This is a genomic window from Psychroserpens mesophilus (assembly GCF_050617655.1).
GTDB lineage: Bacteria > Bacteroidota > Bacteroidia > Flavobacteriales > Flavobacteriaceae > Psychroserpens > Psychroserpens mesophilus_A.
The window spans coordinates 192,211-217,686 of sequence record NZ_JBODQC010000002.1 but is presented as its reverse complement, the minus strand read 5'-3'; the positions used below and the strand labels follow the sequence as shown (position 1 = coordinate 217,686).

The window sequence follows — 25,476 nt, the reverse complement described above, 5'->3', positions numbered from 1 at the left end:
TTTTATTTCAGAGCGCCTACCATGTCTTCTGGTTTTACCCATTCATCGTATTCTTCAGCAGTTACATAACCAAGGTTAATAGCTTCTTCTTTAAGAGTAGTACCATTTTTATGAGCAGTATTTGCAATTTCTGCTGCTTTATAATACCCAATTTTTGTGTTGAGTGCTGTGACTAGCATTAATGAGTTGTTTAAAAGTTGTTTAATCACATCATGATTTGGTTCAATTCCAGAAGCACAATGTTCTTCAAAACTAACACAGGCATCACCAATTAATTGTGCAGATTGCAATACGTTTGCAGCCATCATTGGCTTGAATACATTTAGTTCGTAGTGTCCTTGAGTTCCTCCAACAGTAACAGCGACATCGTTGCCCATTACCTGAGCACAAACCATCGTTAAAGCTTCGCATTGCGTTGGATTTACTTTTCCAGGCATAATAGAGCTACCAGGTTCGTTAGCTGGAATAATTATTTCTCCGATTCCGCTTCTTGGACCTGAAGCCATCATACGAATATCATTAGCAATTTTATTAAGTGATACTGCTATTTGCTTTAAAGCGCCATGCGTTTCTACTAAAGCATCGTGAGCAGCAAGTGCTTCAAATTTATTATCTGCTGAAACAAAAGGCAATCCGGTAAATTTAGCAATATAGTCGGCTACAAGTTCGCTATAACCATTTGGAGTATTCAGTCCTGTACCAACAGCTGTTCCTCCAAGTGCTAATTCAGACAAGTGAGGAAGTGTGTTTTCTAGAGCTTTCAGACCATGATCTAATTGTGAAACATAACCCGAAAATTCTTGTCCGAGTGTCAAAGGCGTAGCATCCATCAAATGTGTACGTCCAATTTTTACAACATCTCTAAATGCGGTAGATTTTTCATGTAATGTGTTTCTTAATTTTATGACACCAGAAATTGTTGTTTCAACTATTTTTTTATAGATAGCGATATGCATTCCTGTTGGAAATGTATCGTTTGACGATTGTGATTTGTTAACGTCATCATTTGGCTGAATAGTTTTTTCACCTTCACCAATAACGTTTCCAGCGATTTGATGTGCTCTATTGGCAATGACTTCATTCACATTCATATTGCTTTGAGTGCCAGAACCTGTTTGCCAAATTACTAATGGAAACTGGTCATCGTGCTTTCCCTGTAAAATTTCATCACAAACTTTTTCAATTAAATCACGTTTTTCTTGATCTAAAACACCTAATTCAGCATTGGTGTATGCAGCTGCTTTTTTAAGGTAAGCAAATCCATAAATAATTTCTAAAGGCATCGATGCAGAAGCACCAATTTTAAAGTTATTACGAGAGCGTTCTGTTTGCGCTCCCCAAAGTTTATCAGCAGGAACATTGACGTTTCCCATTGTGTCTTTTTCTATTCTGAATTCCATAATATATAGTGTAATTTATCCTGTTACAAAGTTAGGATTTTGAAGAGTAATTGTTTAACTATTATTACTTTAATTTTTCATTTTATATAAAAAAAAGTAGCTTCATTAAATTACTATGATTCTAAACTCGACATTACATACTAAACACTATTTTGCTTTAATACTTAGAATCTTTTAATATCCTGTTAATAAAACCCAAATAAACTATTGTAAAACAAATCGGATTATTATATCTTTGCATTAACAAAAAAAAACCACATGTTCGAATTTGATCAATATTTAGGATTTTTAGCGTTTTTAACCATTTTAACAATAGGTTTTTGGTTAATGATTTTTTTAATCACATTTGTAGTTCCATATTGGATTGGTGGATCGTTGATTGAGCGCTTAAAAGAAATAAAAGAGGAAAAGAAAGCTAAACGCGCTTCTAATAGTTAGTGGTTAGTTTTAAAATTGATAAAAAAAAGGAAACCATTTTGGTTTCCTTTTTTTATTTTAAATGCTTCTCTTCTTACCCTTCAAAATCGAAGTCATCACCATTTGCGTCACCATTATTACCGTTGCGTTGACGTTTCTTTTGCTGATTAAAGCGATAAATTAAAGATAAAGTCACTTGACGTTGTCTCCATTGTGATTCACTTTCTCTGTTAAAAAAATCTGTTGTAGTGAACGATTTTCTTATTCTGGAATTAAAAACGTCTCTGACATTTAAAGATATGGTAGCGTTGTCTTTAAAAACTTCTTTGCTAAATGCCAGATCCATGGAGAAAATTCCTTTAGTTCGTGTTTGAGCATCTTCACGAGCTCCTCTATAGTTCATATTTGTTTGCCAGTCTATTTTGCCTGGTAATGAAACTTTACTACTGAACCTTGCAAACCAACTTGTGTTTTTTGCACTGTAATCTACACCATTAAATTCACCTTCAGTTTCAAACTGAAAAAAGTTAAAACTTGTGTTTAGTCGCAACCACTTTTCTGGGTTGTAAAGAATTCCTAACTCAGCACCAGTACGTTTATTTGTAGATAAGTTTACGGGTATTGTTCTAATAATATCAATTCCATCCGTAGTTTGGCTACCAGTATTTTCTTCAATACGTTCAAATGAATCGGTTTCATGCTGGTAATATACAGAAGTAGTAAGTGTTAGTTTGTCCCATCGTTTTAAATATCCTAAATCAAACGCACTAGCAAATGCAGGATTAAGATTAGGATTTCCTTGAAAGACATTAGTTCTACTTGATCGCGTAGGAAAAGGGTTAATAAACCAACCACGAGGTCTGTTGATTCTTCTATTGTAGCCTAAAGTAATACTTTCTTCATTGTCAGAATCTGATCCGTTTAAGTTGTAAATTAAATTTATCGTTGGGAATAAGCCCAAATAATTTTTGTCAAACTTAGTTTGAATTGGAAATTGGTATGCGTTTTCCAAATCTTGATCCGATAATCTAGAATCGATATCACCTTTTAACTGAGTGTGCTCCAATCTTAAACCTAACAAGAATGAGAATTTCCCGAGTTTAGTGCCATATTGACTGTATAATGCGTTGACGTTTTCGTCATAGTCAAAAATGTTTGAAATAGTGTCGTTAACAACCAAATTTCCATTATTAATATTTTCTTGTTCTAATCTATAATTTGTTACTTCATTTTCAAAGGTACCTCTATATCCTGCTTCAAACCTTGAATCTTCTCCAATTGGAAGTACATAGTCTGCTTGAATTAGATATTCCTTTTGGTCTTCAGTTGTAAATTCTTGTTCTATTTGAAATGGCTCTGGATTATCTTGATCCGTAAATAAGTAATCTTCGTTTAAATATGTAAACCCTTCTTCAGCATCATTTTCAAATTGAAAATCTGCAGTAAGTTTATGGTCACTATCATCTCCAAAGCGTTTTACATAGTTTATGGAAATTTGATAACTATGGTCTTCTTCGGTTTCTTTTTCCTTTCTTAAAGTTTCTTCAACGATACTTCCGTCATTAAACCGCTTACTGCTATTTAAAGATAGATCGGCATCTTCACCATATCTGTAGAAAAAGCTACCAGTAATAGAGCTTTTTTCAGATAAAAAATATTCTATACCAACATTGGCGTTATAGTTTCTATTCAAACGCTCAACCTCTTGGTCTTCAATAATTCTTCGGTAACTGGGAACTATTAAGGAACCATTTTCAATACGATCAAAACGGGTAACATCGCTGAAGCTATTTCTTGGTGCATCAAAGTATCGAAAACCTATATTAGAAAAGAGATTGAATTTTTCGGTTCTATAATTTAATGTTGTTGCAATACCAACAAGGTCTGGGTTACCTAAATTTAAGTTTACAGAACCATTAAATCCAAGCGTTTCTTTTTGACGCAAAATAATATTTAGAATACCTGCAGTTCCTTCAGCATCATATCTGGCAGAAGGAGAGGTGATGACTTCTACGCGTTCAATGGCTTCAGCAGGTAACTGACTGAGTACATTGGTGTCTCCAAATCCTGCGAGTGCTGAAGGTTTGCCATTTATTAGTATTCTAACATTTTCATTTCCTCTTAAACTTATGGCTCCTTCAATATCTACAGAAACAGAAGGTACATTATTTAACGCATCACTTACTGTTCCTCCAGCTGTAGTTAAATCTTTACCAATATTGTATATTTTTTTATCTAACTTAATTTCAACTGTTGTACGTTCGGCAACTATTTCTACAGCATCTAATGCCTCTAAATTAAGAGAAAGTCCAACAGTTCCTAAGTCTATACTTTTATCAAGTAATTTGTCAGAATATGTTTTTGTTTTGTAAGATAGGTATTCAATTTTTACATCGTAAGTTCCAGAAGGAACTTCAATTTCAAACAAACCATTGATGTCAGTAATTCCGCCATTAACAACAGAATTATCAGCTTTACTGATAAAGGAAATGGTTGCATATTCTAGTGGGAAGTTTTCTTCAGCATCAATAACTTTACCTGAAATGGTCACTTCTTTTTGAGCGAAACCAAGCGTTGTGATTAACAAAAAGAGAAAAGATAGTTTTAATTTCATGGATGAATAATGTTATAGTTTGCCGTTTTAATGAGCAAAAATAAAATTACTTGACATCACATGTGGTTAATCTTTTGTTAAACAAATAAATTAAAAGTTAAAGGTGCTAATTGTCTTTTTTTCGTCTCTTCTTTTTCTTCTTTTTTTTCTTTTTTTTCTTTTTTTCTTCTTCTTTTTTATTCCAATTACCTTTGGCAGCATCCATAATTTTCAGCATAACATCCTCAGTAACGATAGCTTTTACATCAGCAAAATGGCGTTTGTCTAAATTGTAAATTTGTGTTTCACGTTCATAATGCTTTAAACGTAATTTGTTGATTTTAACCAGTTCCTCAAAATAACTATTTAGAGCCTGAGTAATAATTTCCTTTTGAAAATCATCAACATCTAATGTTGCCATAAAATCTGAAATGTATTCTAACTGATAACGTTTAACGTCTTCTTCATAGCGTTCTATTTTATTTTTTTCACTATCTGACAATTCGCTTTGTTGTGAAAAGGAATAACCTGTTAAAGCGAAACAACAGAATAAAGTAATGTAAATTGTTTTCATTGTTTACAAATTATATAATGGTCAATATTTTAACTGGTGGTCGACCAATAGCGGCTTGTTTTCCGTTAATGACTATTGGTCGTTCAATAAGTTTTGGGTGTTTAATCATTGCTGTTATAATGGCATCATCTTTTAAGTTTTTATTTTTATAATCTGACTTCCAGACAGCTTCATTTTTTCTAACCAAGTCAATAGGTTTAATACCCAAGACATCGATAATGTCTTTCAGCTTAGCCTCAGAAATTGGTTCGTCAAGATATTTAATAACTTCAAAATCCTTGCCAGAATCTTCCAGTAGTTGAAGACCTTCTCTAGATTTGCTACAACGCGGATTGTGGTAAAGTGTGATCATAATAAATTATAATTGGTTTGAGTTTTCTTCTTTTTGTCCCATCATCATCAAATACGCTTTTAAAAAAGGTTCTAAATCGCCATCCATCACAGCGTCTACATTTCCTGTTTCATGTCCAGACCTTACATCTTTTACTAATTTATATGGATGCATGACGTAGTTGCGAATTTGACTTCCCCATTCAATTTTCATTTTTCCAGCTTCAATATCATCACGTTGCGCCATTTGCTTCTGCAATTCTATTTCATACAATTGCGACTTTAACATTTGGAGCGCTCTGGCGCGATTGTCATGTTGGGAACGGGTTTCTGAGCAAGAAATTTGTATTCCAGAGGGTTTATGGGTGAGTTGAACTTTGGTTTCAACTTTATTAACGTTTTGTCCACCAGCTCCACTTGAACGAGCTGTTGTAATTTCGATATCTGCTGGATTGATGTCAATTTCAATAGTATCATCAACTAAAGGATATACATATACTGAAGCAAAACTTGTATGACGTTTGGCATTACTGTCAAAAGGAGAAATTCGTACTAAACGATGTACACCATTTTCGCCTTTGAGCCAGCCAAATGCATAATTGCCTTCAATTTCTAAAGTAACCGTTTTTATACCAGCAACATCGCCTTCCTGAAAGTTGAGTTCTTTTACCTTAAATCCATTTTTTTCAGCATACATTAAATACATTCGCATAAGCATACTAGCCCAATCACAAGATTCTGTACCACCAGCTCCAGCCGTTATTTGAAGCACAGCACTTAAGCTGTCACCTTCATCAGATAACATGTTTTTAAATTCAAGTTTTTCAATAAGAAGTAAAGCTTTTTGATATCTGTTTTCTACATCTTCTGCTGTAGCTTCTTCCTCTTTGTAAAATTCGTAAATAACTTCTAGGTCTTCTAAAAGTGTTTTTCCAGATTTGTAATCTTCAACCCAACTCTTTTTCTCACGAAGTGATTTCATAATCATTTCGGCTTGCTTAGAATCATTCCAGAAATTTGGGTCAAACGTTTGTTCTTCTTCGTTAGAAATTTCTATCAATTTGGCATCTATGTCAAAGATAGTGCCTTAGTTTATCAAGGCGTGTATTGAGATCTTTAATTTGATCTGAAGTTATCATAGTCGTATAATTTTTAACAAATGTAAAGCGAAAGTCTCAGTAGAGAAAGATTTAATTTACTTTTTTACCATTAATTTATGTAATTTTATAAGCTAAATTTTTGATATGAAATCATCTGTACTTGCCATTACTTTTTGTCTGTTCTTTTCTCAACTATTTTCACAGGTTTTAGATAAAAAAGCACTTGAACATTACAACGGATTCTTTAATTTTTATTATGAAGAAGCTCAAGATAAAATCTATCTGGAAGTTAAAAACTTAAATCAAGAGTTCTTGTATGTAAATTCACTGGCTACAGGTGTTGGCTCTAACGATATTGGCTTAGACCGAGGACAATTGGGAAGGGAACGTATTGTAAAATTTCAGAAAGCAGGACATAAATTGTTATTGATTCAGCCAAATCAAAATTACAGAGCAATTACAGATAATGAACTAGAAAAGAAAAGTATTGAGCAAGCGTTTGCTAAGTCGGTCTTATTTGGTTTTAAAATTGAAGAAGAAAAAAACGGAACCTATATTATTGACTTAACGCCATTTTTAATGGAAGATGCGCATGGTGTTGCCGAAACGTTTAAACGAAACAAAGAAGGAACATATAAATTAGATGCTTCTAAAAGCGCCTTATCTCTAGACAGAACAAAAGCTTTTCCTGATAATGTAGAGTTTGAAGCCTTATTAACCTTTGAAGGCCAGCCTACAGGTAAAAATATAAAAACGGTCACTCCAACAGCCTCATTAGTGAGTGTGATTCAGCATCATAGTTTTATTAAATTGCCAGATGATGGCTACAAAATGCGAGAGTTTGATGTAAGAAGCGGAGCCATTTCAATAGCTTATTTAGACTATGCAACACCAATACAAGAACCAATTAAAAAACGCTATATCATTCGCCATCGCTTAGAAAAGAAAAACCCTGAAGCAGATGTAAGTGAAGCCAAAGAGCCAATTATCTATTATCTCGATCCTGGAACTCCTGAACCTGTTCGTTCGGCACTTTTAGAAGGTGCTCGCTGGTGGAATGAAGCATATGAAGCAATCGGATTCAAGAATGCATTTCAGGTAAAAATGTTACCAGCAGACATAGATCCTATGGATTGTCGCTACAATGTAATTCAATGGGTTCATCGTTCAACTCGTGGATGGAGTTATGGTGGAAGTGTCATCGATCCTAGGACAGGAGAAATTATAAAAGGCCATGTAAGTCTAGGAAGCTTAAGAATTCGTCAGGATTTTATGATTGCTCAGGCCTTATTGGACAAGCCTTTTGCGGAACGAGATGATAACCATCAACCTATGTTAGACATGGCTTTGGCTAGAATTTGTCAGTTAAGTGCTCATGAAGTTGGTCATACAATTGGTTTTGCACATAATTTTGCTGCAAGTACAGATGGAAGGGCTTCAGTCATGGATTATCCACATCCTTTAGTAAAACTCACTAACGGAAATATTGATTTAAATAATGCTTATGCTGTAGGCATTGGTGACTGGGATAAAGTAACCGTGGCTTATAGCTATTCAGAATTTGATAAAAATACAGACGAAACAGAAGCTTTAAATAAAATTTTAAAAGTTTCACGTTTTATGACATTAAATTTCATCACAGATAGTGATGCTAGAGCAAAAGGAGGTGCTCACGCTTTAGCTCATCTTTGGGACAATGGTAAATCGGCTTCAAAAGAACTTGAGAATGTTTTGGCTGTAAGGCAAAAAGCCATTTCTAATTTTTCTAAAGATAACATACGTAAAGGGGAACCCTATTCTGTTTTAGAAGATGTATTTGTGCCTTTGTATTTCTTTCATCGTTATCAAACAGAGGCAGCTACAAAAGTAGTTGGTGGTTTAAATTATAATTATGCCGTGAAAGGTGATGGACAAACCATTGTGGAGCCTGTAGATGTCAAATCTCAAAAAGATGCTTTAAATGTTGTTTTAAAAACACTGTCTTCTGAAACACTAGCAATCCCTAAAGATAAACTCAATCTCTTTCCTCCTCGAGCTTACGGATATAACAGAAGTCGAGAATCGTTTTCAAGTCTTACAGGTGTTGCTTTTGATCCTTTTAGTGCTGCAGCAACGGCCAGTGACATGACTTTAGGTCTATTATTGCATCCTGAACGTGCTAACAGATTGATACAACAATACAGTATAGATCAAAGTCAATTAAGTTTAGATGAAGTTATTGGACGACTTTTTGAACAGTCTTTTATGACATCTAGTAATGATTTATATGAGCAAGAAGTTCAGTACATGATTAATGCTAATGTTCTTAAACACTTAATGAATTTAGCCACAAATGATAAATCGTTTTTACAGGTTAAATCTTTAGCCCATGCATATATTGATAGAATCAAAGAAGTAAATCAATATACAAAAAGTGAGGCTGAACATACTAGTGTCAGTTCAAAAAAGTATGTTTACCTTCCAGATTATAGAAATCAATTTCTGAAAATGATTGAGCGGTTTAATGAAGATCCTGAAGAGTTTAAAATAAAACAATCACCAAAAATTCCAGATGGTTCTCCTATTGGAAATGATATTTGTAATTACAATTCCAATTAATTATGATTATAGATCTAAGAAGCGATACTGTTACCAAGCCAACTGAAGGCATGCTAGACGCTATGATGTCTGCCGAAGTTGGAGATGATGTTTTTAAAGAAGATCCAACTGTAAATAGGTTAGAAGAGCGACTAGCTAAGATGTTTGGAAAACCGAAAGCCCTATTTTTCCCTTCAGGAAGTATGGCAAATCAAACAGCTTTAAAATTACATACCAATCCGAGTGAACAAGTCATTTGCGACAAATATGCACATATTTATAACTACGAAGCAGGAGGCGCTTCGTTTAATAGTGGCATCTCATGTCATTTGATACATGGACACAGAGGCATGTTTACTGCGTCTCAGGTTAAAGAAGCTATAAATCCAGATGCGTTTTATTATAGTCAGACAACTTTAGTTGAAGTTGAAAACACAACGAATAAAGGAGGAGGAGCTTGCTGGGATTTTGATGAACTTAAAAAAATTAAAACGGTTTGTGATGATCATAATTTGGGTTACCATTTAGATGGAGCAAGATTATGGAATGCTTTAGTTGAAAAAGGGGAGACTACCCAACAGTATGGAGATCTTTTCGATACCATATCAGTTTGTTTGAGTAAAGGTTTGGGTTGTCCTATTGGTTCTGTCTTGATTGGCGATGAAGAAGTGATGAAAAATGCAATTAGAGTCCGAAAAATTCTAGGAGGTAATATGAGACAAATAGGTTATTTAGCGGCTGCAGGTTTGTATGCTTTAGATCACCATATTGACCGTTTGAAGGAAGATCATAAAAAAGCTAGAGACATTGGAGCGGTTTTGTCAGAACTATCAATCATATCTAAAGTGGAGCCTATAGAAACCAACATTGTCATTTTCGAACTAGAATCTCATGTTGATGAAAGTGAATTTCTTCAACAATTATTAAATAAAGACATTCGTATTATAAGTATGGGTAGCAATAAACTTCGTATGGTCACACATTTAGATTACACAAATGCAATGCATGAACGACTTCTGGATGTCTTGAATGATTTTTAGATTAAATTTTTGTATGAAACCTAAACATTCAGACACTTATTTAAACATATCCAGACCAGGAATGTTTGGCATTCCGGCTTTTGCAACAGCAGACACCTCGTCTTCATGAACCTTAGTTGCACGTTCGATTGCTTTATTTATAGTTAGAATTAAGTAATCTTCAAGCATGTCTTTATCCTGAAGTAATTCGTCATCAATGGTTATAGATTTTAAGGCTCTATTGGCAGTAATAGTAACTTTTAACTTGTTGTCATTACTGTTTTCGTCAATTAACACATGGTGAAGACGCTCTTTCGTTTCTTCAACCTTTTTTTGGGTTTCTTTAAGTTTCCCCATCATTCCCATCATATCTCCAAACATATTGTTAAGTATTAAAATTATGAATTACAAAATTACTAAATTGCCTGACTTTTAAAAAGAAAAATGAAGACGACTATTAAAGCTCCTATTGCCAGACAAATCCCTAAAGAATTAGAAAAGCATAATGATATTAGAATTGATAATTATTTTTGGTTAAACCAAAGGGAAGATCAAAATGTGTTAGATTATCTGAAAGCAGAAAACAATTATTATGAGCAAGAAATGGCTCACACTAAAGCATTAGAAAAGCAATTGTTTGATGAAATGAAAGCTAGAATTAAAGAAGATGACACTTCAGTGCCTTACAAGTATAATGGCTATTGGTACATTGTGCGATATGAAAAAGGCAAAGACTATCCTGTGTATATTCGTAAAAAAGAACGTTTAGATGCTGATGAAGAGTTGCTTTTTGATTGTAATGAAATGGCTAAAGGTCATGCCTATTTTAGACTAGTAGGTTTAAGCGTAAGTCCTGATAACACAATGATTTCATTTGGAATTGATACTATAGGAAGACGTCAATACAAACTTCAGATTAAGAGTTTGATTACTAATGAAGTGTTTTCAGATGCTATTGAAAACACTACAGGTTCATCGACTTGGGCAAATGATAATTGTACTATTTTTTATACAAAAAAGGACGAGCAAACCCTTCGGGCAAATCAAATCTACAAACACAAAATAGGTGATTCTGAACAAGAGGACGTAATCGTGTTTACTGAAGAGGATGAGACTTTTGGAGTTGCTGTTTATAAATCGAAGTCCAGAAAATACATCATTATTGCATGCTACAGTACACTTACCAATGAATTTCATATTTTAAATGCCAATACGCCTGATGAAGCATTTAAAGTATTTCAAAATAGAATTCGCGGATTAGAATACAGTATTGCTCATTTTGAGCATCATTTTTATGTGGTTACTAACAAAGATAAAGCGACCAATTTCAAACTGATGAAAACACCCGAAAATGCTACTGAAATAGCAAATTGGGTTGAAGTGATTCCACACAGAGAAGAGGTGTTAATTGAAGATATTGATATCTTTAAAGATTATCTTGTTGTTAGTGAGCGCACTAATGGATTAAATCAAATTAGAATAAAACGATGGGATAATACAGAGGATTACTATTTGCCTTTTGATAATGAAACCTATACAGCTAATGTTGGAACTAATGTTGATTTTGATACTGAAATATTGAGATATGCCTATAATTCATTGACCACACCATCTTCTGTGATAGATTTCAATATGAGAACTAAAACAAAAGACATTAAAAAAGAACAGGAAGTTTTAGACCCTAAATTTGATAAAAATAATTACACATCCGAGCGAATTTGGGCTACTGCTAAAGATGGAACTAAAATTCCTATATCAATAGTAAGACGAAAAGACACCATGCTTGATGGTAATGCACCACTATTACAATATGCCTATGGAAGTTATGGCTCAACAACAGACCCATACTTTTCAACGATTCGGTTAAGTTTGCTTGATAGAGGTTTTGTATATGCTATAGCTCATGTTAGAGGAGGAGAGTACTTGGGACGTGATTGGTATGAAGCTGGAAAGCTACTCAAAAAGAAAAACACGTTTACCGATTTTATAGATTGCTCAAAGCATTTAATTGCAGAAAATTATACGTCTAAATCGCATTTGTATGCTATGGGAGGAAGTGCAGGAGGCTTGTTAATGGGTGTTATTGTTAATGAAGCGCCTGAGTTTTACAAAGGAGTCATTGCTGCTGTGCCTTTTGTAGATGTAGTAACGACCATGTTAGACGATACAATTCCGTTAACGACAGGTGAGTATGATGAATGGGGAAACCCGAATAAAAAAGATTATTACGAGTACATGAAAAGCTATTCACCTTATGATAATTTAAAAAAGCAGAATTATCCAAATCTATTGGTTACCACAGGTTTACATGATTCTCAAGTACAATATTGGGAACCAGCAAAGTGGGTTGCAAAGCTAAGAACTTATAAACAAGATACTAACAGGTTATACCTTGTAACGAATATGGAGGCTGGTCATGGTGGAGCTTCTGGACGATTTGAGGCTTTGAAAGAAGATGCTCAAGAATACGCTTTTTTACTAGACTTAGAAGGAATTACTGGATAATTAAAAAAAAAATAGTAATTTTGCAAGGTTTTATGTTTCAATTCTAAATGATTTTGAAACTGATAAATAGCGTTTATGAAACAAGACAAACAAGTATTTGATAATGTTTTACAATTGATAGGTAAAACACCTCTTATCAAATTAAACAAAATGACTGAAGGCTTTTCAGGTGATTTTTTCGCTAAAGTAGAAGCTTTTAATCCAGGTCATTCGTCAAAAGACAGAATAGCACTTCATATTATAGAAGAAGCCGAAAGACAAGGCATTTTAACTCCAGGAGATACTATTATTGAAACCACTTCAGGGAATACGGGTTTTAGTATAGCTATGGTAAGTATCATTAAAGGTTACCAGTGTATTTTAGCTGTGAGTTCTAAATCTTCAGCAGATAAGATAGATATGCTAAAATCAATGGGAGCACAAGTATACGTTTGCCCTGCGAATGTTAGTGCTGACGATCCACGTTCTTACTATCAAGTCGCAAAACGATTGCATGATGAAATTAAAGGTTCTATTTATATCAATCAATATTTTAACCAGTTAAATATAGATGCTCACTACAATTCTACTGGTCCAGAAATCTGGAATCAAACAGAAGGTAAAATCACTCATCTAGTGGCTTGTAGTGGTACTGGAGGAACTATTTCAGGTATTTCTAAGTATTTAAAAGAACAAAACCCTAATGTCAAAGTTATTGGTGTAGATGCTTTCGGGTCAGTATTAAAAAAATATCATGAGACACGTGAGTTTGACGAAAAAGAAATTTACCCTTACCGAATTGAAGGTTTAGGTAAAAACTTAATACCAACAGCAACAGATTTTGATTTGATTGATGCATTCGTCAAAGTTACAGATGAAGAAAGTGCTCATACAGCTCGGGAGATAGCTAAAACGGAAGGTTTATTTGTTGGCTATACAAGTGGAGCAGCAATGCAAGCTTTGAAGCAGCTTAGTGAAGAAGGTGCATTCAAAAAAGGAGATAAAGTTGTTGTTGTATTTCCAGATCATGGATCACGTTACATGAGTAAAGTTTATAGTGATAAATGGATGGGAGAGCAAGGTTTCTTTGATAGCAAAACAGAAGTTTCTGAAAGTATTCAGTATGTAAAATAACTAACTTTTACAAATATAATATCCTATCGCATTCAAATGTGATAGGATTTTTTGTTTAAAGAGCTTGTTAACATTGATATTAAAATATTATGTCATCATAATATAATTGACTAATTTTGCTCCAACTAATTAGACTAAAATTAATAGCTTTAAATGAAGGATTTATTTGAAAAAATTTATAAAGATAAAGGACCATTAGGAAAATGGGCTTCACAAGCCGAAGGGTATTTTGTGTTTCCTAAGTTAGAAGGTCAGATATCTAATAGAATGAAGTTTCAAGGTAAAGACGTAATTACTTGGAGTATTAACGATTATCTTGGTCTTGCTAACCATCCTGAGGTTAGAAAAGTTGATGCTGAAGCAGCAGCTGCATATGGATCAGCTTACCCAATGGGAGCACGAATGATGTCTGGTCATACAGATCTTCATGAGCAACTACAAAATGAGCTTGCAGAATTTGTAAGCAAAGAAGCCGCATACTTATTAAATTTTGGATATCAAGGTATGGTATCTACTATAGATGCATTGGTTTCAAAAGATGACATAATTGTGTATGATGTTGATGCGCATGCATGTATTATTGATGGTGTTCGTTTACACATGGGAAAACGCTTTACTTATAAGCACAATGATGTTGAAAGTCTTGAAAAAAACTTAGAAAGAGCGACTAAAATGGCTGAGCAAACTGGAGGAGGAATTTTAGTCATTTCTGAAGGTGTGTTTGGAATGCGAGGAGAACAAGGTCGCTTGAAAGAAATCGTAGAACTTAAAAAGAAATTTAATTTCAGGTTATTTGTTGATGATGCTCATGGTTTTGGAACTTTAGGGAAAACGGGAGCAGGTGCAGGAGAAGAGCAAGGTGTTCAAGATGATATCGATGTGTATTTTGCGACGTTTGCTAAGTCAATGGCGAGTACAGGTGCATTTATTGCTGCAGATCAGGAAATTATTGATTATTTAAAATATAACTTACGTTCTCAAATGTTTGCCAAATCACTCCAAATGCAACTTGTAGTTGGTGCTCGTAAACGTTTAGAAATGCTAAAAACAATGCCTGAGTTAAAAGAGAATCTCTGGACAATCGTTAACGCATTACAGTCTGGATTAAAACAACGTGGTTTTGATATTGGAACAACTCAAAGTTGTGTAACTCCTGTGTATCTCAAAGGAAGTATTCCTGAAGCAATGGCTTTAGTTCGTGATTTGCGTGAGAACTACGGAATTTTCTGTTCCATAGTTGTTTATCCAGTGATTCCTAAAGGATTAATCCTTTTAAGGATGATACCAACCGCAACTCATACATTAGAAGATGTCACAGAAACGCTTGATGCATTTGATGCTATTAGAGAGCGTTTATTAAATGGAACTTACAAACGTTTATCTGCTGCAGTAATTGCTGCAATGGGTGAATAAATAAATAGAATATATTAAAAAAAGTCTGATGAGAAATCATCAGGCTTTTTTTGTGGTTAATGTATTGATTTTAAAGGAAGTATATTGCTTTATTAAAAGCTATTATTCATTAGTAAAAGCAACAGAATGACAAGCAACAATTGCTGCAGTTTCTGTTCTTAATCTGGTGTTTCCTAGTGAAACTGGAACAAAATTAGATTGTAGTGCGAGTTCAATTTCTTTAGTACTGAAGTCGCCTTCTGGACCAATTAAAATCGTAATATCTTGATTAGCTTTTAATTCCTGTTTTAAAGATTTTCTATTTGTTTCTTCACAATGCGCAATAAATAATGCGCCTTCATGCTTCTGATTAATAAAATCTTTATACTGAACAGCTTCATGAAGTTTCGGTAAATAACAAGTTAAAGACTGCTTCATGGCAGATAGCAGAATCTTTTCATAACGTTCAGGTTTAATAACACGACGTTCACTATTATCACAAAAAACAGGAGTGATACTATCTACACCAATTTCTGTAGCCTTTTCTAAAAACCACTCGTATCGATCATTCATTTTGGTAGGAGCAACAGCTACATGTAGATGATAACCTCTCTTGGGTTTTGTTTCTGAAGCTATAATATGAGCGACACAGTTCTTTTGATCTGCAGACGTAATCTCAGAAGTAAACAAATCACCTTTACCATTTGTAATATGAAGAATATCACCAACAGATTTTCTCAGCACTTTTACTATGTGTTTGCTTTCTTCTTTAGAAAATTGGATGTGAGACTTGTCTTGAGATAATTCCGAATTAAAAAATAACTGCATTATTTAACGGATTCTGTTATTTTCAGCACTTTGATTTCTTCAATATATTTTGTGTCTTCCGTTTTTAAAATAACATAATACCATTGTTGCTCGGGAATATCAACAGTAAAAATATCGTTAACTTCATGCGATGTATTTAGTACATGAGCTTCAAAGTCTGGATGTAAATCACCTTGAGTTACCCAACCCAAATCACCACCACGATTGGCATTAGTATCCATTGAGTAGTGCTTTGCTAAATCTTCAAATCGAAAGCCATTTTGATATTTAACGATGATGTTTTGTCTAAGCATATTAATTTCTTCAATACTCTTTTCCTTTCCGTCCAGAAAAATATAACTTAGTTTTTGATAAGGAATTTCATTTTTATCAATGACTTTATAATAGGTTTTTTCCATGTCGGTTTTATACACCTTCTTTGACCCTTTTCCTAAACTAAAAAGCTCATCAGCAATTTTAGTGTGATGTTTTTCCTTATTAAACGTTATCACTTTCCCTTTAAGTGATTTGTTTTTTTGAACATAAATTTTGGCTTCATCAAGGGTTTGGATGGAGTCTATCTCACTTTCAAAATCATTTTGTGAAAAGCATAACGATGTTGATAGACTAATAAAAAGAACGAGTAAATTTTTAAGCATAGTTTGGGAGGTTTTATGTTTAAGCCAAATTTAAAACGAAAGATAAACCATTACACAGATGTTAAATTAAGTTTTTAAGAATTCATTGTTTATAACTCTGGTTTAAAGCTGTATTCGGCCATCAACCATCGTTAGTTTACGGTCTGCCATATCTGCTAATTCCTGATTATGAGTAACGATTACGAATGTTTGACCAAACTCATCTCGAAGTTTAAAAAAGAGGTTGTGGAGGTTTTCGGCAGATTCGCTATCTAAATTTCCTGAGGGTTCATCAGCAAAAATAAGTTCAGGATCATTGATAAGTGCTCTAGCCACAGCGACACGCTGTTGTTCACCACCAGACAATTCATTTGGTTTATGATGATAACGCTCTTTTAGTCCAAGAAAATCTAAAAGATCTTTTGCTCTTTTTTCGGCTTCAGTTTGTGTTTTACCATTTATGTAAGCTGGGATACAAACGTTTTCTAATGCCGTAAATTCAGGAAGCAATTGATGAAACTGAAAAATAAAGCCAATATGATTATTTCGAAATTTTGCAAGCGATTTGTTATTGAGCTTAGAAATATCTGTTTCATTTATTAACAACGTATTGTCTTCTTTATGATCTATTTTGTCTAAAGTACCCAAGATATGTAACAGTGTCGTTTTTCCTGCTCCTGAAGCACCAACAATAGAGACGATTTCTCCTTTTTTAATTTCGAGATTTACACCTTTTAAAACATGAAGATCTCCATAATATTTATGAATGTTCTTGACTTGAATCATGTGTCCAATTTAATACTTTATGCTTTGATGCACAATTTTATTAAGCAGATTTACCTTTCTTTTTAAACATGTTTTTTAGATTGTTATAATCAATAAAATATTGTAGTCTTAAAGAGAAGGAGTGAAGAATAGGTTGTTCAAAAAGTGTTGTTATACTTTCTCCATAATTTGTTTCAGCAATACCATCACTATTAAATAACTGATTTCTGTACAAAGCAGTTAAAAAACTACCAGGTGCAAATTGCCAAGTATAATTGAGATCCAGATTCCATGTGCTATAATTAACATCTGAATTGTCTAAGCCTAAACTCTCAAAGGATTCGTCTGTTTTTAAAAGCCTACCATTTTCTTGCAACAGATAGACATCGTTTTCATAATCTACAACAGACCAATAGTTTCTAAACGTTAAGCCTAAAGAATGAAAAGGGTTAAAGTTATAAGTTCCTGTGATTTTATTTATGATGGTTGTCTGATCACGTTGCCCAAATACAATCTCATTATATAAACTGTTTGAGTTATTGGCGTAACCTCTATCTCTGAATACTTCATTGTAATCAAAAGAATAAACAACCAGAAATTTATCATTAAACCGCACTCTTGGATCTAACCCAAACCAATATTCGGTGGTATTTCTATTATTCTCAAAAAATGTAACTCCACCTATATTTGCATCAATAGCAAAAGTGTAATTATAGTTAGACGATAAATAAATACTGGCATTTAAACGGTTTTCATAAATAAAAAACCGACCAGATCTTCTGGGTTCGAAGTAATCAAATTGTTTACCAGCTTGGAAATTAAAATTGCCTCCAAAATTATGAAACGTTTCTTTGGTTTGAGCATTAGCGCTAAGTCCAAAACTCATTCCTGTATATACATCAGGAACTGCCAGTCTTGTATAATTCACATAAGAATTCCAGTTAAAATCATTGAGTTTTTTTGTAGGTTCGAATGTTCTGTAACTAAAATCAACTCCAAAATTATTAAAGTTATTTCTAAATATTAAGCCTAAGTCATTAATGTCATAGTCTGTATCTGCGTAGCTGTGGTCAAAGCTATATCTGTAGTTGCCATGTATTTTTCGAGCCATAAAAAATGAACTTAAACCAGTTGAAGTGCCATCGATTCGATTCACATTACTCATTTTTATTTCACCCAACACATTATAAGTATTTCTCTTATTAGAAATGTCTGCTAATAATCCTGTAACGTTTGCATCTCTGAAATGGCCATTTCTTGTGACGTTCGTATTGATTAAGCTAATTGAAGAGTTCTTATTAAATTGTTGATCCAGAACAATAATATTGTAGTTTGATAAAGGTTCAATTTTTTCATTGCGACGTTCACCAGTTTCAGTATTTCGAATTGTGACAAGAGTTTTTTCTGTAACAGCGTTAAAAAAACCAATTCCTAATCCCTTTTTTGTTCGTCCAGAAATTTTTGCGGCATTTAAGACTTTAACGGTATTTGGAAAATCAACAAACTCTTCATTTTCGGCTAAATCAATAGTACCTGTTGGCTGGCTCCCAACACGTCTTGAAAAAAACAAACCTCCTTTGTTAAACAGATCAACACCTTCAGTAAAAAATTGACGTTGCTCAGAAAACGTTTGTTCAAAAGGTCCTAAATTTAAAGACAAGTTATCAAATCCAGCTTGGCTAAAATCAGGAACCAAAGTCATGTCTAATGTGAAATTTTCAGTAATGCCATATTTTACATCGAGCCCAAATTTAAGATCTGTTTCAGTGTCACCATCAAAACTGTTTATTATTCCTGTTGAAAATGGATAAAAGGCTAAACGCGTTGGAGGCTTTATGCTTTTAAGTCCGATTAATTCACCATGATATAATCCGTAATTTCCTTTAGTAACATCAATTGGATTCCATGCATATCTCGAACGATGTCGTCTAAAACTCCTTTGAAATTGAACTCCCCAAGTTTGTACGTCTTGGTTTGAAAAGCGCAACGTGCGATAAGGAATTTTCATTTCTACAATCCAACCATCATCAGTAATTTTAACAGCACTTTCCCAAACAGCATTCCAACCAAAATCTTCACCATTACTGGGATTTGCTATAGCATCAGCCTGAGTTCCTGAACTAAAAACAAAAAATTCTGTATCGTTTTGAGCATCATTATTCGGATTTAAAATCAGCGCAAAATAATCAGATTGTCCAAAATTATCACGACTGGTTAATTGTTTCATAATCATCGAAGGATCATCATATAAATAAGCAGCCAAATACACAGCATTGTCATCATAGGCCATTTGTACAACGGTTCTGTTTTCTAGAGAATCTAACACTCCAGCATTTGGTCTAAATTGAGTAAAACCTTCAGTTTTATTAGCAGTTTCCCATACTGTATCATCGAGTAGACCATCTATTTTTGGACTAATAGAGGTTCTTTCAATTTGTAGTTGTTTTTTATGTTGTGAATGAACACAAAAACCTAAAAGTAAAAGCGAAGAAAGAATAAAGTGGAGTTTCATTCAAAAACGATTCATATCTGATGTCAATAATCAATTAACACCAAATAGCGATTGATATAGTTAGTAGCGCAAATCTAATTATGCTATGTACTGTATTATCATAAAAGAACGTTAAAAACAATGCTGTTGTGTTAATATTTTGAAAAGATATAGAGTTAGAATTTTTACTTACTTTTAATAAAATTTAATCCGTAAAAGAAATGCCGTATAACAAATTTGAAGAATATAATACTCAAGTCACAGATGATGTAAAAGCACGTTATAAAAGTATTATTGAAGGTTTAGGAGAAGATACAAATCGGGAAGGTTTAAAAAAAACACCTGAACGAGCATCTAAAGCGATGCAGTTTTTAACTCAAGGGTATCATCAAGATGCCGCAGAAATATTAAAAAGTGCTATGTTTCAAGAGTCTTATAATGAAATGGTAATCGTAAAGGATATTGAATTGTATTCACTTTGTGAACATCATATTTTACCTTTTTTTGGAAAAGCTCACATTGCCTATATACCTAATGGACATATTGTTGGATTGAGTAAAATACCTCGAATAGTTGATGTATTTGCAAGACGACTGCAGGTACAAGAGCGTTTGACTGAACAAATTTTAGATTGCATTAATAACACACTTAAGCCAGAAGGTGTCGCAGTTGTCATTGAAGCATCGCATATGTGTATGATGATGCGTGGTGTTCAAAAACAGAATTCAACAACTACAACATCTGGATTTAGAGGCGCATTTAAAAATATAGAAACAAGAACAGAATTTTTGAAGTTAATCAGTGAAAATTTGTCCTGATTATGATTTTGGAATGTTATTTGCCTGTCAATAAGTAAATTATAATGTATATGAATTTAAAAAACTTATCTAAACATAAAAAGCTTCTTTTAGGACTTTTGTTTGATGCATGTGGATATATTTCTTTTATTTTTCCTCCTTTTGATTTTGTTTGGGCACCAGCATCTGCTTGGTTAATGACAACATTATACAAAGGAAAAAAAGGTAAAATAGCAGCAGCTATATCATTTGTTGAAGAAGCCTTGCCTTTTTTAGATGTCATACCATCGTTTACCTTAATGTGGCTTTACACATATGTATTCTCTTCAGAAAAGAAATCTGAAGAAACTGTAATTGATATTAATTAAAACAATTGTCATGTCAAGCGCAGTTGAAACACGTTACTAATTTTCAACTGCGCTTAATTTGACTAGAATTCCTTAGTTATAGCGTGTAATTTAATCCAAAACTAATATTGCGACCTATATTAAAAATCCCATCAGGTTTTAAACGTGACAAGTGATTTATATATTTTTCATTAGTAATATTAGTTGCAGCCACACTAATATCAAGATTATTACCGAACAGATTCACTGTTCCTCCAAAACCAGCACTTAATAAGTTAAAACCTTCAGTCGTGGTTTCAAATTCATTGACATTGTTTTGGTCAAAAACAGAACTGTATTTGATGAATGCAAAACCTTCTTTAAGCCAATCTTTTTCAAATTCAACTCTTACAGTATTGTTTAATGTATTTGCAGGAATTAACGGCAAATAACTATCATCATCTAACTGTCCAGTTACTGTTTCAAAGCTTGTTTCAACATGTAGCCAATCTAAAGGATGCGGATGAAAATGAAACCCAAATTCTCCACCATATAATCTTGCGTTATCTTGCAAGTATAGAAAGACAGGGTCTTCATCAATGAACTCACCATTAGGACTTAAAAAAATATAATCGTTAATTATATTATAGAATGCATTTGCAAAGATTTCAACATGCTCATTTTTGAACTCTAAAGCAAAGTCTGTCTGAAAATTTTGTTCATTGCTTAAATCAGCATTTCCAATTTCATAGCGATTGGTTCCTTCATGAGTTCCATCGGAAGCTAATTCTGATAAATTTGGTGCTCTAAATCCGCTCGCAAAATTTAATCGAGCCGTAAGCTTATTAAACACATTTGTTTTAACACCCAAAGCGCCATTAAAACTGTTAAAATTTCGATTGAAAGAATTCTCTATATCAATTTGTCTGTTGTCAAAACGAGCTCCAAGTTGGATGTCTAAGGTTTCAAAATGAATATGAGATGTTGCTAAAACTCCAAAGTCGTTTGTAGTAGCATTTGGAATTAAAAGTTCTTCTCCGTAATTCGTATTGACTTGATTCATACCTTGAACACCGACAATAGTTTCAAACCTTCCTAATTTTGGTAGATTGTATTTTACGTTATAATTAAACGTTTTTAATTTCATATGAAGAGCCGCTTCTTCATTTTCATCATGCTCGTCATGATCTTCATCTTCAACATCTCCTTCGTCTTCATGTTCTTCTTCATGGTGATGATGATCTTCAAATTCTTTTCTGTCATTATAGGTATAACCTAATGTAAAATCTAAACTCGAATTATTAAAGAATACTGTGGATTTAGAACTGAATATATGATTTGTGATTTCCTGAAAAGGTTCTAAAGGTGTTATGTTTGTGTTTTGTACACCAATTTCTTCAGGAATACCGAGTTTTGAGCGATTAATGTTATATCTTAATTCTGTTTTAAAACTATTTTTTTGATACCCTAAACCCGCTTTAAAATCTTGCTCTTTAAATCTTGTATTTGTCACACGATAATCTTCAGTCTCGTAATCGGAATGTTCTGAAACGCTTCCTCTAAATAAGAATTTAAATTCAGATCCGGAAGATTTAAAACCAGCACTAGAGTTAAAGCCTTGCGTGTTTGTGAAATATCGAGCTCGTAGGTTTCCTTCCGATGTGTTTTCATCAGCAAAACGCTCAGGATTCAGGTATAAAACACCTCCAAGAGCATCGCTACCATAAAGTAAAGAAGCAGGTCCTTTAATGACTTCAACGCTTTCTATTCCAGCTTCATTGATTCCTAATCCGTGCTCATCACCAAATTGTTGATTTTCTAATCGTACACCTTGTGTATAAACCAGTACACGGTTTGAGCTTAAGCCTCTAATGACAGGCTTTCCAATACTCATTCCTGTACTAACCGTATTCACACCTGCAATATTAGTAATACCATCTGTTAGGTTAACAGCACCTTGTACACGTAGCTCTTTAGTACTTTTTCGTTCTACCTTCATTACATTTTCACTTTGTAGTTTATGAAAAGGAGTAGAGATAATAATTTCTTCCATTTCAATTATTGAAGATGCCAATGAGATATCTAAACTTTCAGAAAGAGGAAGACTTATGGTTTGAGAATAGGTTTCATAGCCTATAAAAGAGATTACAATTTTATAGTTTCCGTTAGGAATATTTTTTAATGTAAATTCACCATTTTCATCAGTAACGGTTCCTTTTTCTAACTCTGGAAGGTACACATTTACAAATACTAAAGGGTCATTATTATTAGTGTCAGATACTTTACCTTGAATGGTGTTTTGTGACCATAAGGTTTGCATTACTAATGAAAGTAACACAAAAACATAAGTTGTTTTCATTATATATTTAAATTTAATAGTTAAAAATTAACTGATTGTTTGTTACATCAGTAGTTATAAAAATTAACTATTAACAGGTGGTCCACGAAGGGAGAAATGAAGTCTCTGAAATGTACTTAAAAAGAAATATCTTGAAGTAATAACTTGTTGGTTTTTAGCAACTTCAAGAGGGCTGAATTCAAAACTTGTTAAGGTTGTTTGATGATTTAGATTAAACTTGTAAAACTCACAATCCACATCAATTTCATGTAAGTGCGATTGATTTTCACCAAGACAAACTTCATGTTTATGATGAGCAAATATATGAGAGAATTTTACAACAGTAGGCAGTACCAGGCAAATCACTATGGCTAGTGTTGCTATTCTAAATGCGATATGTTGTTTGTATGTGTTCACTATTTAATCAACTTGCCTAAACCAAATCGTTTTAGCATTTTCTTTTCAAATTCCCAAAAGAATTTGAACTGCCCAAAAAGCCATCCAAATGTGAATAAAAGAATCTGATAGAAAATTAGGCCAATGATAATAAATAATACCCAATAAATAACAGGGTTTAAGTTTTCTTTAGTAATTCCTATTAGTTTCATAACAGGTTTTCCCACTACTAGAGAAGACGAACCAGTAATGGCAAATACAATAAAAACGCGTATCATTTCCCACTTATAATCCAATATCCATTTGTTTTCCAGTTTTTTAAAAATGAAAAGTGTTAGCTTTAAGAGTATAAAAAAGAGGCATATGGCTACAACACTTATAAGTATTTCAGAATTTGAATTAGTGAGAGCAAGCGTAAGCTTATAAGCACTATAACCTAAGCCAACCAGTCCTAATAAAGGAAATAAAAGTTGCCAGTTTTTTTGAATTTCCCAGCGAGATTTAAATGTCTTTAACATAGCTTTAAATTGCCATGCAAAGATACTTTAAATTCTAGGAATTGCTGTAGATAATCTTTGGTTATATGTTAGTTGAAAATAAATGAAGTAATTGTAGAGTTTATAATTCAACTCGTATCCATAATTGATACCTGGTCTGTAATCAATTTGCATTTGGTACATATTTGGATCATATTTTATGGGCTGTAATACACGAGCATTCCATTCTTGAACCATTATCCAGTTTTTAGATTCCATATAAGATTGTGAATAATAGCCTTCAGGTCTTGCAGTTGTTGCCAGCCAAGAGTTAAAGCCTGGCTCTATAATGACGATTTCATATTCTAATGCATCACTATTGAGCCTAACAATATCTTCTTCTGGAGTTTCATTGTCTTGAGATGTGCCAGCGACATTTTGCGTGCTGTTACAGCCTACGGTTAATAGAGAAACAATTATTAATTTGAAAAAAATCTTCATAGTGCGTTTTAGTTTTAAAGTTACAAAATTATTATGAGTCGTATTTGATTCAAAAATACACTAGGATTAAAAACTATTAAATGTACAATGCGTAAACTATACTTTTGAATGCGTAAAGCTAGCCTATTTGATAACAAAAAAGCCAGACTTAAGTCTGACTTTTAAATAATACGATTCATAAATGTATTAATTTTTTCCTCCGAAAAGGCCACCAAGCAAACCTCCAAGTCCGCCTTTATTCTTTGCGCTTCCTAAAACCATTCCAGCAACATCATCTATAACACTACCATCACCATCGGCATCTAAAATAGATTCTAAGAAACTTTGTTCGTTTTTAGTACTATTTCCACCTAAAAGTCCTCCTAACAATCCGGTTAATTCATTCGGATTGCTTACATTATTTTGACGAGATTGCTTTCCTAAAACACCCATAAGAATAGGAGCAGCTACTTTTAAAATCTCTCCAACAGAACCAGCATCTATTCCGGCTTTTTGTCCAATAATTTGTTGCACACCAGTTTGTCTTTGACCTAAAACATGATTGAGAATTTTTGCTCCATCAGTTTTAACGTTTTGATCAACACCACCACCAAATAATCCGCCAAGATTATCTAAGATGCTTCCGTCATGCTTACTGCTTAATGCTCCCATTAAACCTTGAGCACCTTCTGGAGTAGAAGCGTTACGCTCCATTGCTTTCATTAAAACTGGCAATGCCATAGTAAGTACACTACTGGTTTTGTTTTGTTCTGTTCCTGTTGAACCTGAAACACCACTAATAATGGTTTTACCAAGGTCACTGTTTAATAAGTCTAAAATTCCTGACATAATATCTTTGTATAAGGGTTAAAAAATTGAATGTTTAAGGTACAAAAAAGTCCTAACATATATTAGGACTCATTTTATTTGTTTTGGTCACAA

General features: G+C 33.4%; 23 protein-coding genes. 8 read left to right on the top strand and 15 right to left on the bottom strand.

The window, feature by feature from the left end:
* Positions 1-2: 2 nt before the first annotated feature.
* The gene (fumC, locus tag ACRHNM_RS05240) at positions 3-1,400 is read right to left on the bottom strand and encodes a class II fumarate hydratase (protein WP_431134401.1); all 1,398 of its coding nucleotides are present in this window, start codon (positions 1,398-1,400) and stop codon (positions 3-5) included.
* A gap of 258 nt (positions 1,401-1,658) precedes the next feature.
* Here fumC and ACRHNM_RS05235 point away from each other — a divergent pair, with 258 nt between their 5' ends.
* Positions 1,659-1,838 (top strand): hypothetical protein, encoded by a 180-nt coding sequence (locus tag ACRHNM_RS05235; RefSeq protein WP_431134399.1) that lies wholly within the window; start codon positions 1,659-1,661, stop codon positions 1,836-1,838.
* A gap of 73 nt (positions 1,839-1,911) precedes the next feature.
* On the opposite strand, the gene ACRHNM_RS05230 is transcribed toward ACRHNM_RS05235, so the two are convergent.
* The 4 genes from ACRHNM_RS05230 to prfB all read right to left on the bottom strand — a co-directional run bounded on the left by ACRHNM_RS05230 (position 1,912) and on the right by prfB (position 6,453).
* Entirely contained in the window at positions 1,912-4,431 is a 2,520-nt protein-coding gene (locus ACRHNM_RS05230) for an outer membrane beta-barrel protein (protein ID WP_431134397.1), read from the bottom strand.
* Positions 4,432-4,537: 106 nt separating this feature from the next.
* Positions 4,538-4,984 (bottom strand): hypothetical protein, encoded by a 447-nt coding sequence (locus ACRHNM_RS05225; protein WP_431134395.1) that lies wholly within the window; start codon positions 4,982-4,984, stop codon positions 4,538-4,540.
* Between the two features lie 10 nt (positions 4,985-4,994).
* Complete coding sequence (gene arsC, locus ACRHNM_RS05220; RefSeq protein ID WP_431134393.1) at positions 4,995-5,336, bottom strand: arsenate reductase (glutaredoxin); 342 nt, start codon at positions 5,334-5,336, stop codon at positions 4,995-4,997.
* A 6-nt stretch (positions 5,337-5,342) separates the two neighbouring features.
* Positions 5,343-6,453, bottom strand: a protein-coding gene (prfB, locus tag ACRHNM_RS05215) for a peptide chain release factor 2 (protein ID WP_431134392.1) whose coding sequence is annotated in 2 segments (ribosomal slippage) — positions 5,343-6,389 and positions 6,391-6,453 — 1,110 coding nt in all. Because the reading frame shifts where the segments join, the coding sequence is not laid out codon by codon here.
* Between the two features lie 105 nt (positions 6,454-6,558).
* Here prfB and ACRHNM_RS05210 point away from each other — a divergent pair.
* Both ACRHNM_RS05210 and ACRHNM_RS05205 read left to right on the top strand, forming a co-directional pair.
* Positions 6,559-9,012: a zinc-dependent metalloprotease gene (locus ACRHNM_RS05210; RefSeq protein WP_431134390.1), complete on the top strand. Its 2,454-nt coding sequence runs from the start codon at positions 6,559-6,561 to the stop codon at positions 9,010-9,012.
* A 2-nt stretch (positions 9,013-9,014) separates the two neighbouring features.
* The gene (locus ACRHNM_RS05205; RefSeq protein WP_431134388.1) at positions 9,015-10,031 is read left to right on the top strand and encodes a threonine aldolase family protein; all 1,017 of its coding nucleotides are present in this window, start codon (positions 9,015-9,017) and stop codon (positions 10,029-10,031) included.
* Positions 10,032-10,067: 36 nt separating this feature from the next.
* Here ACRHNM_RS05205 and ACRHNM_RS05200 read toward each other — a convergent pair whose 3' ends face one another.
* Complete coding sequence (locus tag ACRHNM_RS05200; protein ID WP_431134385.1) at positions 10,068-10,391, bottom strand: YbaB/EbfC family nucleoid-associated protein; 324 nt, start codon at positions 10,389-10,391, stop codon at positions 10,068-10,070.
* A gap of 63 nt (positions 10,392-10,454) precedes the next feature.
* Here ACRHNM_RS05200 and ACRHNM_RS05195 point away from each other — a divergent pair, with 63 nt between their 5' ends.
* From ACRHNM_RS05195 to ACRHNM_RS05185, 3 genes are all read left to right on the top strand, one after another.
* Positions 10,455-12,515, top strand: coding sequence for a S9 family peptidase (locus tag ACRHNM_RS05195; RefSeq protein WP_431134383.1), 2,061 nt, complete (start codon positions 10,455-10,457; stop codon positions 12,513-12,515).
* Between the two features lie 75 nt (positions 12,516-12,590).
* Entirely contained in the window at positions 12,591-13,628 is a 1,038-nt protein-coding gene (locus ACRHNM_RS05190) for a PLP-dependent cysteine synthase family protein (protein ID WP_431134381.1), read from the top strand.
* 153 nt (positions 13,629-13,781) lie between these two features.
* On the top strand, positions 13,782-15,041 hold the full coding sequence (locus ACRHNM_RS05185; RefSeq protein ID WP_431134380.1) for an aminotransferase class I/II-fold pyridoxal phosphate-dependent enzyme: 1,260 nt from the start codon (positions 13,782-13,784) through the stop codon (positions 15,039-15,041).
* A 102-nt stretch (positions 15,042-15,143) separates the two neighbouring features.
* Here ACRHNM_RS05185 and ACRHNM_RS05180 read toward each other — a convergent pair whose 3' ends face one another.
* From ACRHNM_RS05180 to ACRHNM_RS05165, 4 genes are all read right to left on the bottom strand, one after another.
* Entirely contained in the window at positions 15,144-15,848 is a 705-nt protein-coding gene (locus ACRHNM_RS05180) for a 16S rRNA (uracil(1498)-N(3))-methyltransferase (RefSeq protein WP_431134378.1), read from the bottom strand.
* Complete coding sequence (locus tag ACRHNM_RS05175; RefSeq protein WP_431134376.1) at positions 15,848-16,486, bottom strand: peptidylprolyl isomerase; 639 nt, start codon at positions 16,484-16,486, stop codon at positions 15,848-15,850. Before ACRHNM_RS05175 ends, ACRHNM_RS05180 begins: the two co-directional genes overlap by 1 nt.
* A gap of 102 nt (positions 16,487-16,588) precedes the next feature.
* On the bottom strand, positions 16,589-17,251 hold the full coding sequence (locus ACRHNM_RS05170) for an ABC transporter ATP-binding protein (RefSeq protein ID WP_431134374.1): 663 nt from the start codon (positions 17,249-17,251) through the stop codon (positions 16,589-16,591).
* A gap of 40 nt (positions 17,252-17,291) precedes the next feature.
* Positions 17,292-19,742 carry a DUF5916 domain-containing protein gene (locus ACRHNM_RS05165; RefSeq protein WP_431134372.1) on the bottom strand — a complete coding sequence of 817 codons (2,451 nt, stop codon included), beginning with the start codon at positions 19,740-19,742 and terminating at the stop codon, positions 17,292-17,294.
* Positions 19,743-19,942: 200 nt separating this feature from the next.
* Here ACRHNM_RS05165 and folE point away from each other — a divergent pair, with 200 nt between their 5' ends.
* On the top strand, positions 19,943-20,539 hold the full coding sequence (gene folE, locus ACRHNM_RS05160; protein ID WP_431134370.1) for a GTP cyclohydrolase I FolE: 597 nt from the start codon (positions 19,943-19,945) through the stop codon (positions 20,537-20,539).
* A gap of 50 nt (positions 20,540-20,589) precedes the next feature.
* The gene (locus ACRHNM_RS05155) at positions 20,590-20,886 is read left to right on the top strand and encodes a hypothetical protein (RefSeq protein WP_431134368.1); all 297 of its coding nucleotides are present in this window, start codon (positions 20,590-20,592) and stop codon (positions 20,884-20,886) included.
* A 76-nt stretch (positions 20,887-20,962) separates the two neighbouring features.
* On the opposite strand, the gene ACRHNM_RS05150 is transcribed toward ACRHNM_RS05155, so the two are convergent.
* From ACRHNM_RS05150 to ACRHNM_RS05130, 5 genes are all read right to left on the bottom strand, one after another.
* Positions 20,963-23,203 (bottom strand): TonB-dependent receptor, encoded by a 2,241-nt coding sequence (locus ACRHNM_RS05150; protein WP_431134366.1) that lies wholly within the window; start codon positions 23,201-23,203, stop codon positions 20,963-20,965.
* Between the two features lie 63 nt (positions 23,204-23,266).
* Positions 23,267-23,599, bottom strand: a complete 333-nt coding sequence (locus ACRHNM_RS05145) for a hypothetical protein (RefSeq protein ID WP_431134365.1) — start codon at positions 23,597-23,599, stop codon at positions 23,267-23,269.
* Positions 23,599-24,096 carry a DUF6787 family protein gene (locus ACRHNM_RS05140; RefSeq protein WP_431134363.1) on the bottom strand — a complete coding sequence of 166 codons (498 nt, stop codon included), beginning with the start codon at positions 24,094-24,096 and terminating at the stop codon, positions 23,599-23,601. The genes ACRHNM_RS05145 and ACRHNM_RS05140 overlap by 1 nt, the downstream gene beginning before the upstream one ends.
* 27 nt (positions 24,097-24,123) lie before the next feature.
* On the bottom strand, positions 24,124-24,555 hold the full coding sequence (locus tag ACRHNM_RS05135; protein ID WP_431134361.1) for a DUF6146 family protein: 432 nt from the start codon (positions 24,553-24,555) through the stop codon (positions 24,124-24,126).
* Positions 24,556-24,741: 186 nt separating this feature from the next.
* Complete coding sequence (locus tag ACRHNM_RS05130; RefSeq protein ID WP_431134359.1) at positions 24,742-25,383, bottom strand: DUF937 domain-containing protein; 642 nt, start codon at positions 25,381-25,383, stop codon at positions 24,742-24,744.
* Between the last annotated feature and the right edge of the window lie 93 nt (positions 25,384-25,476).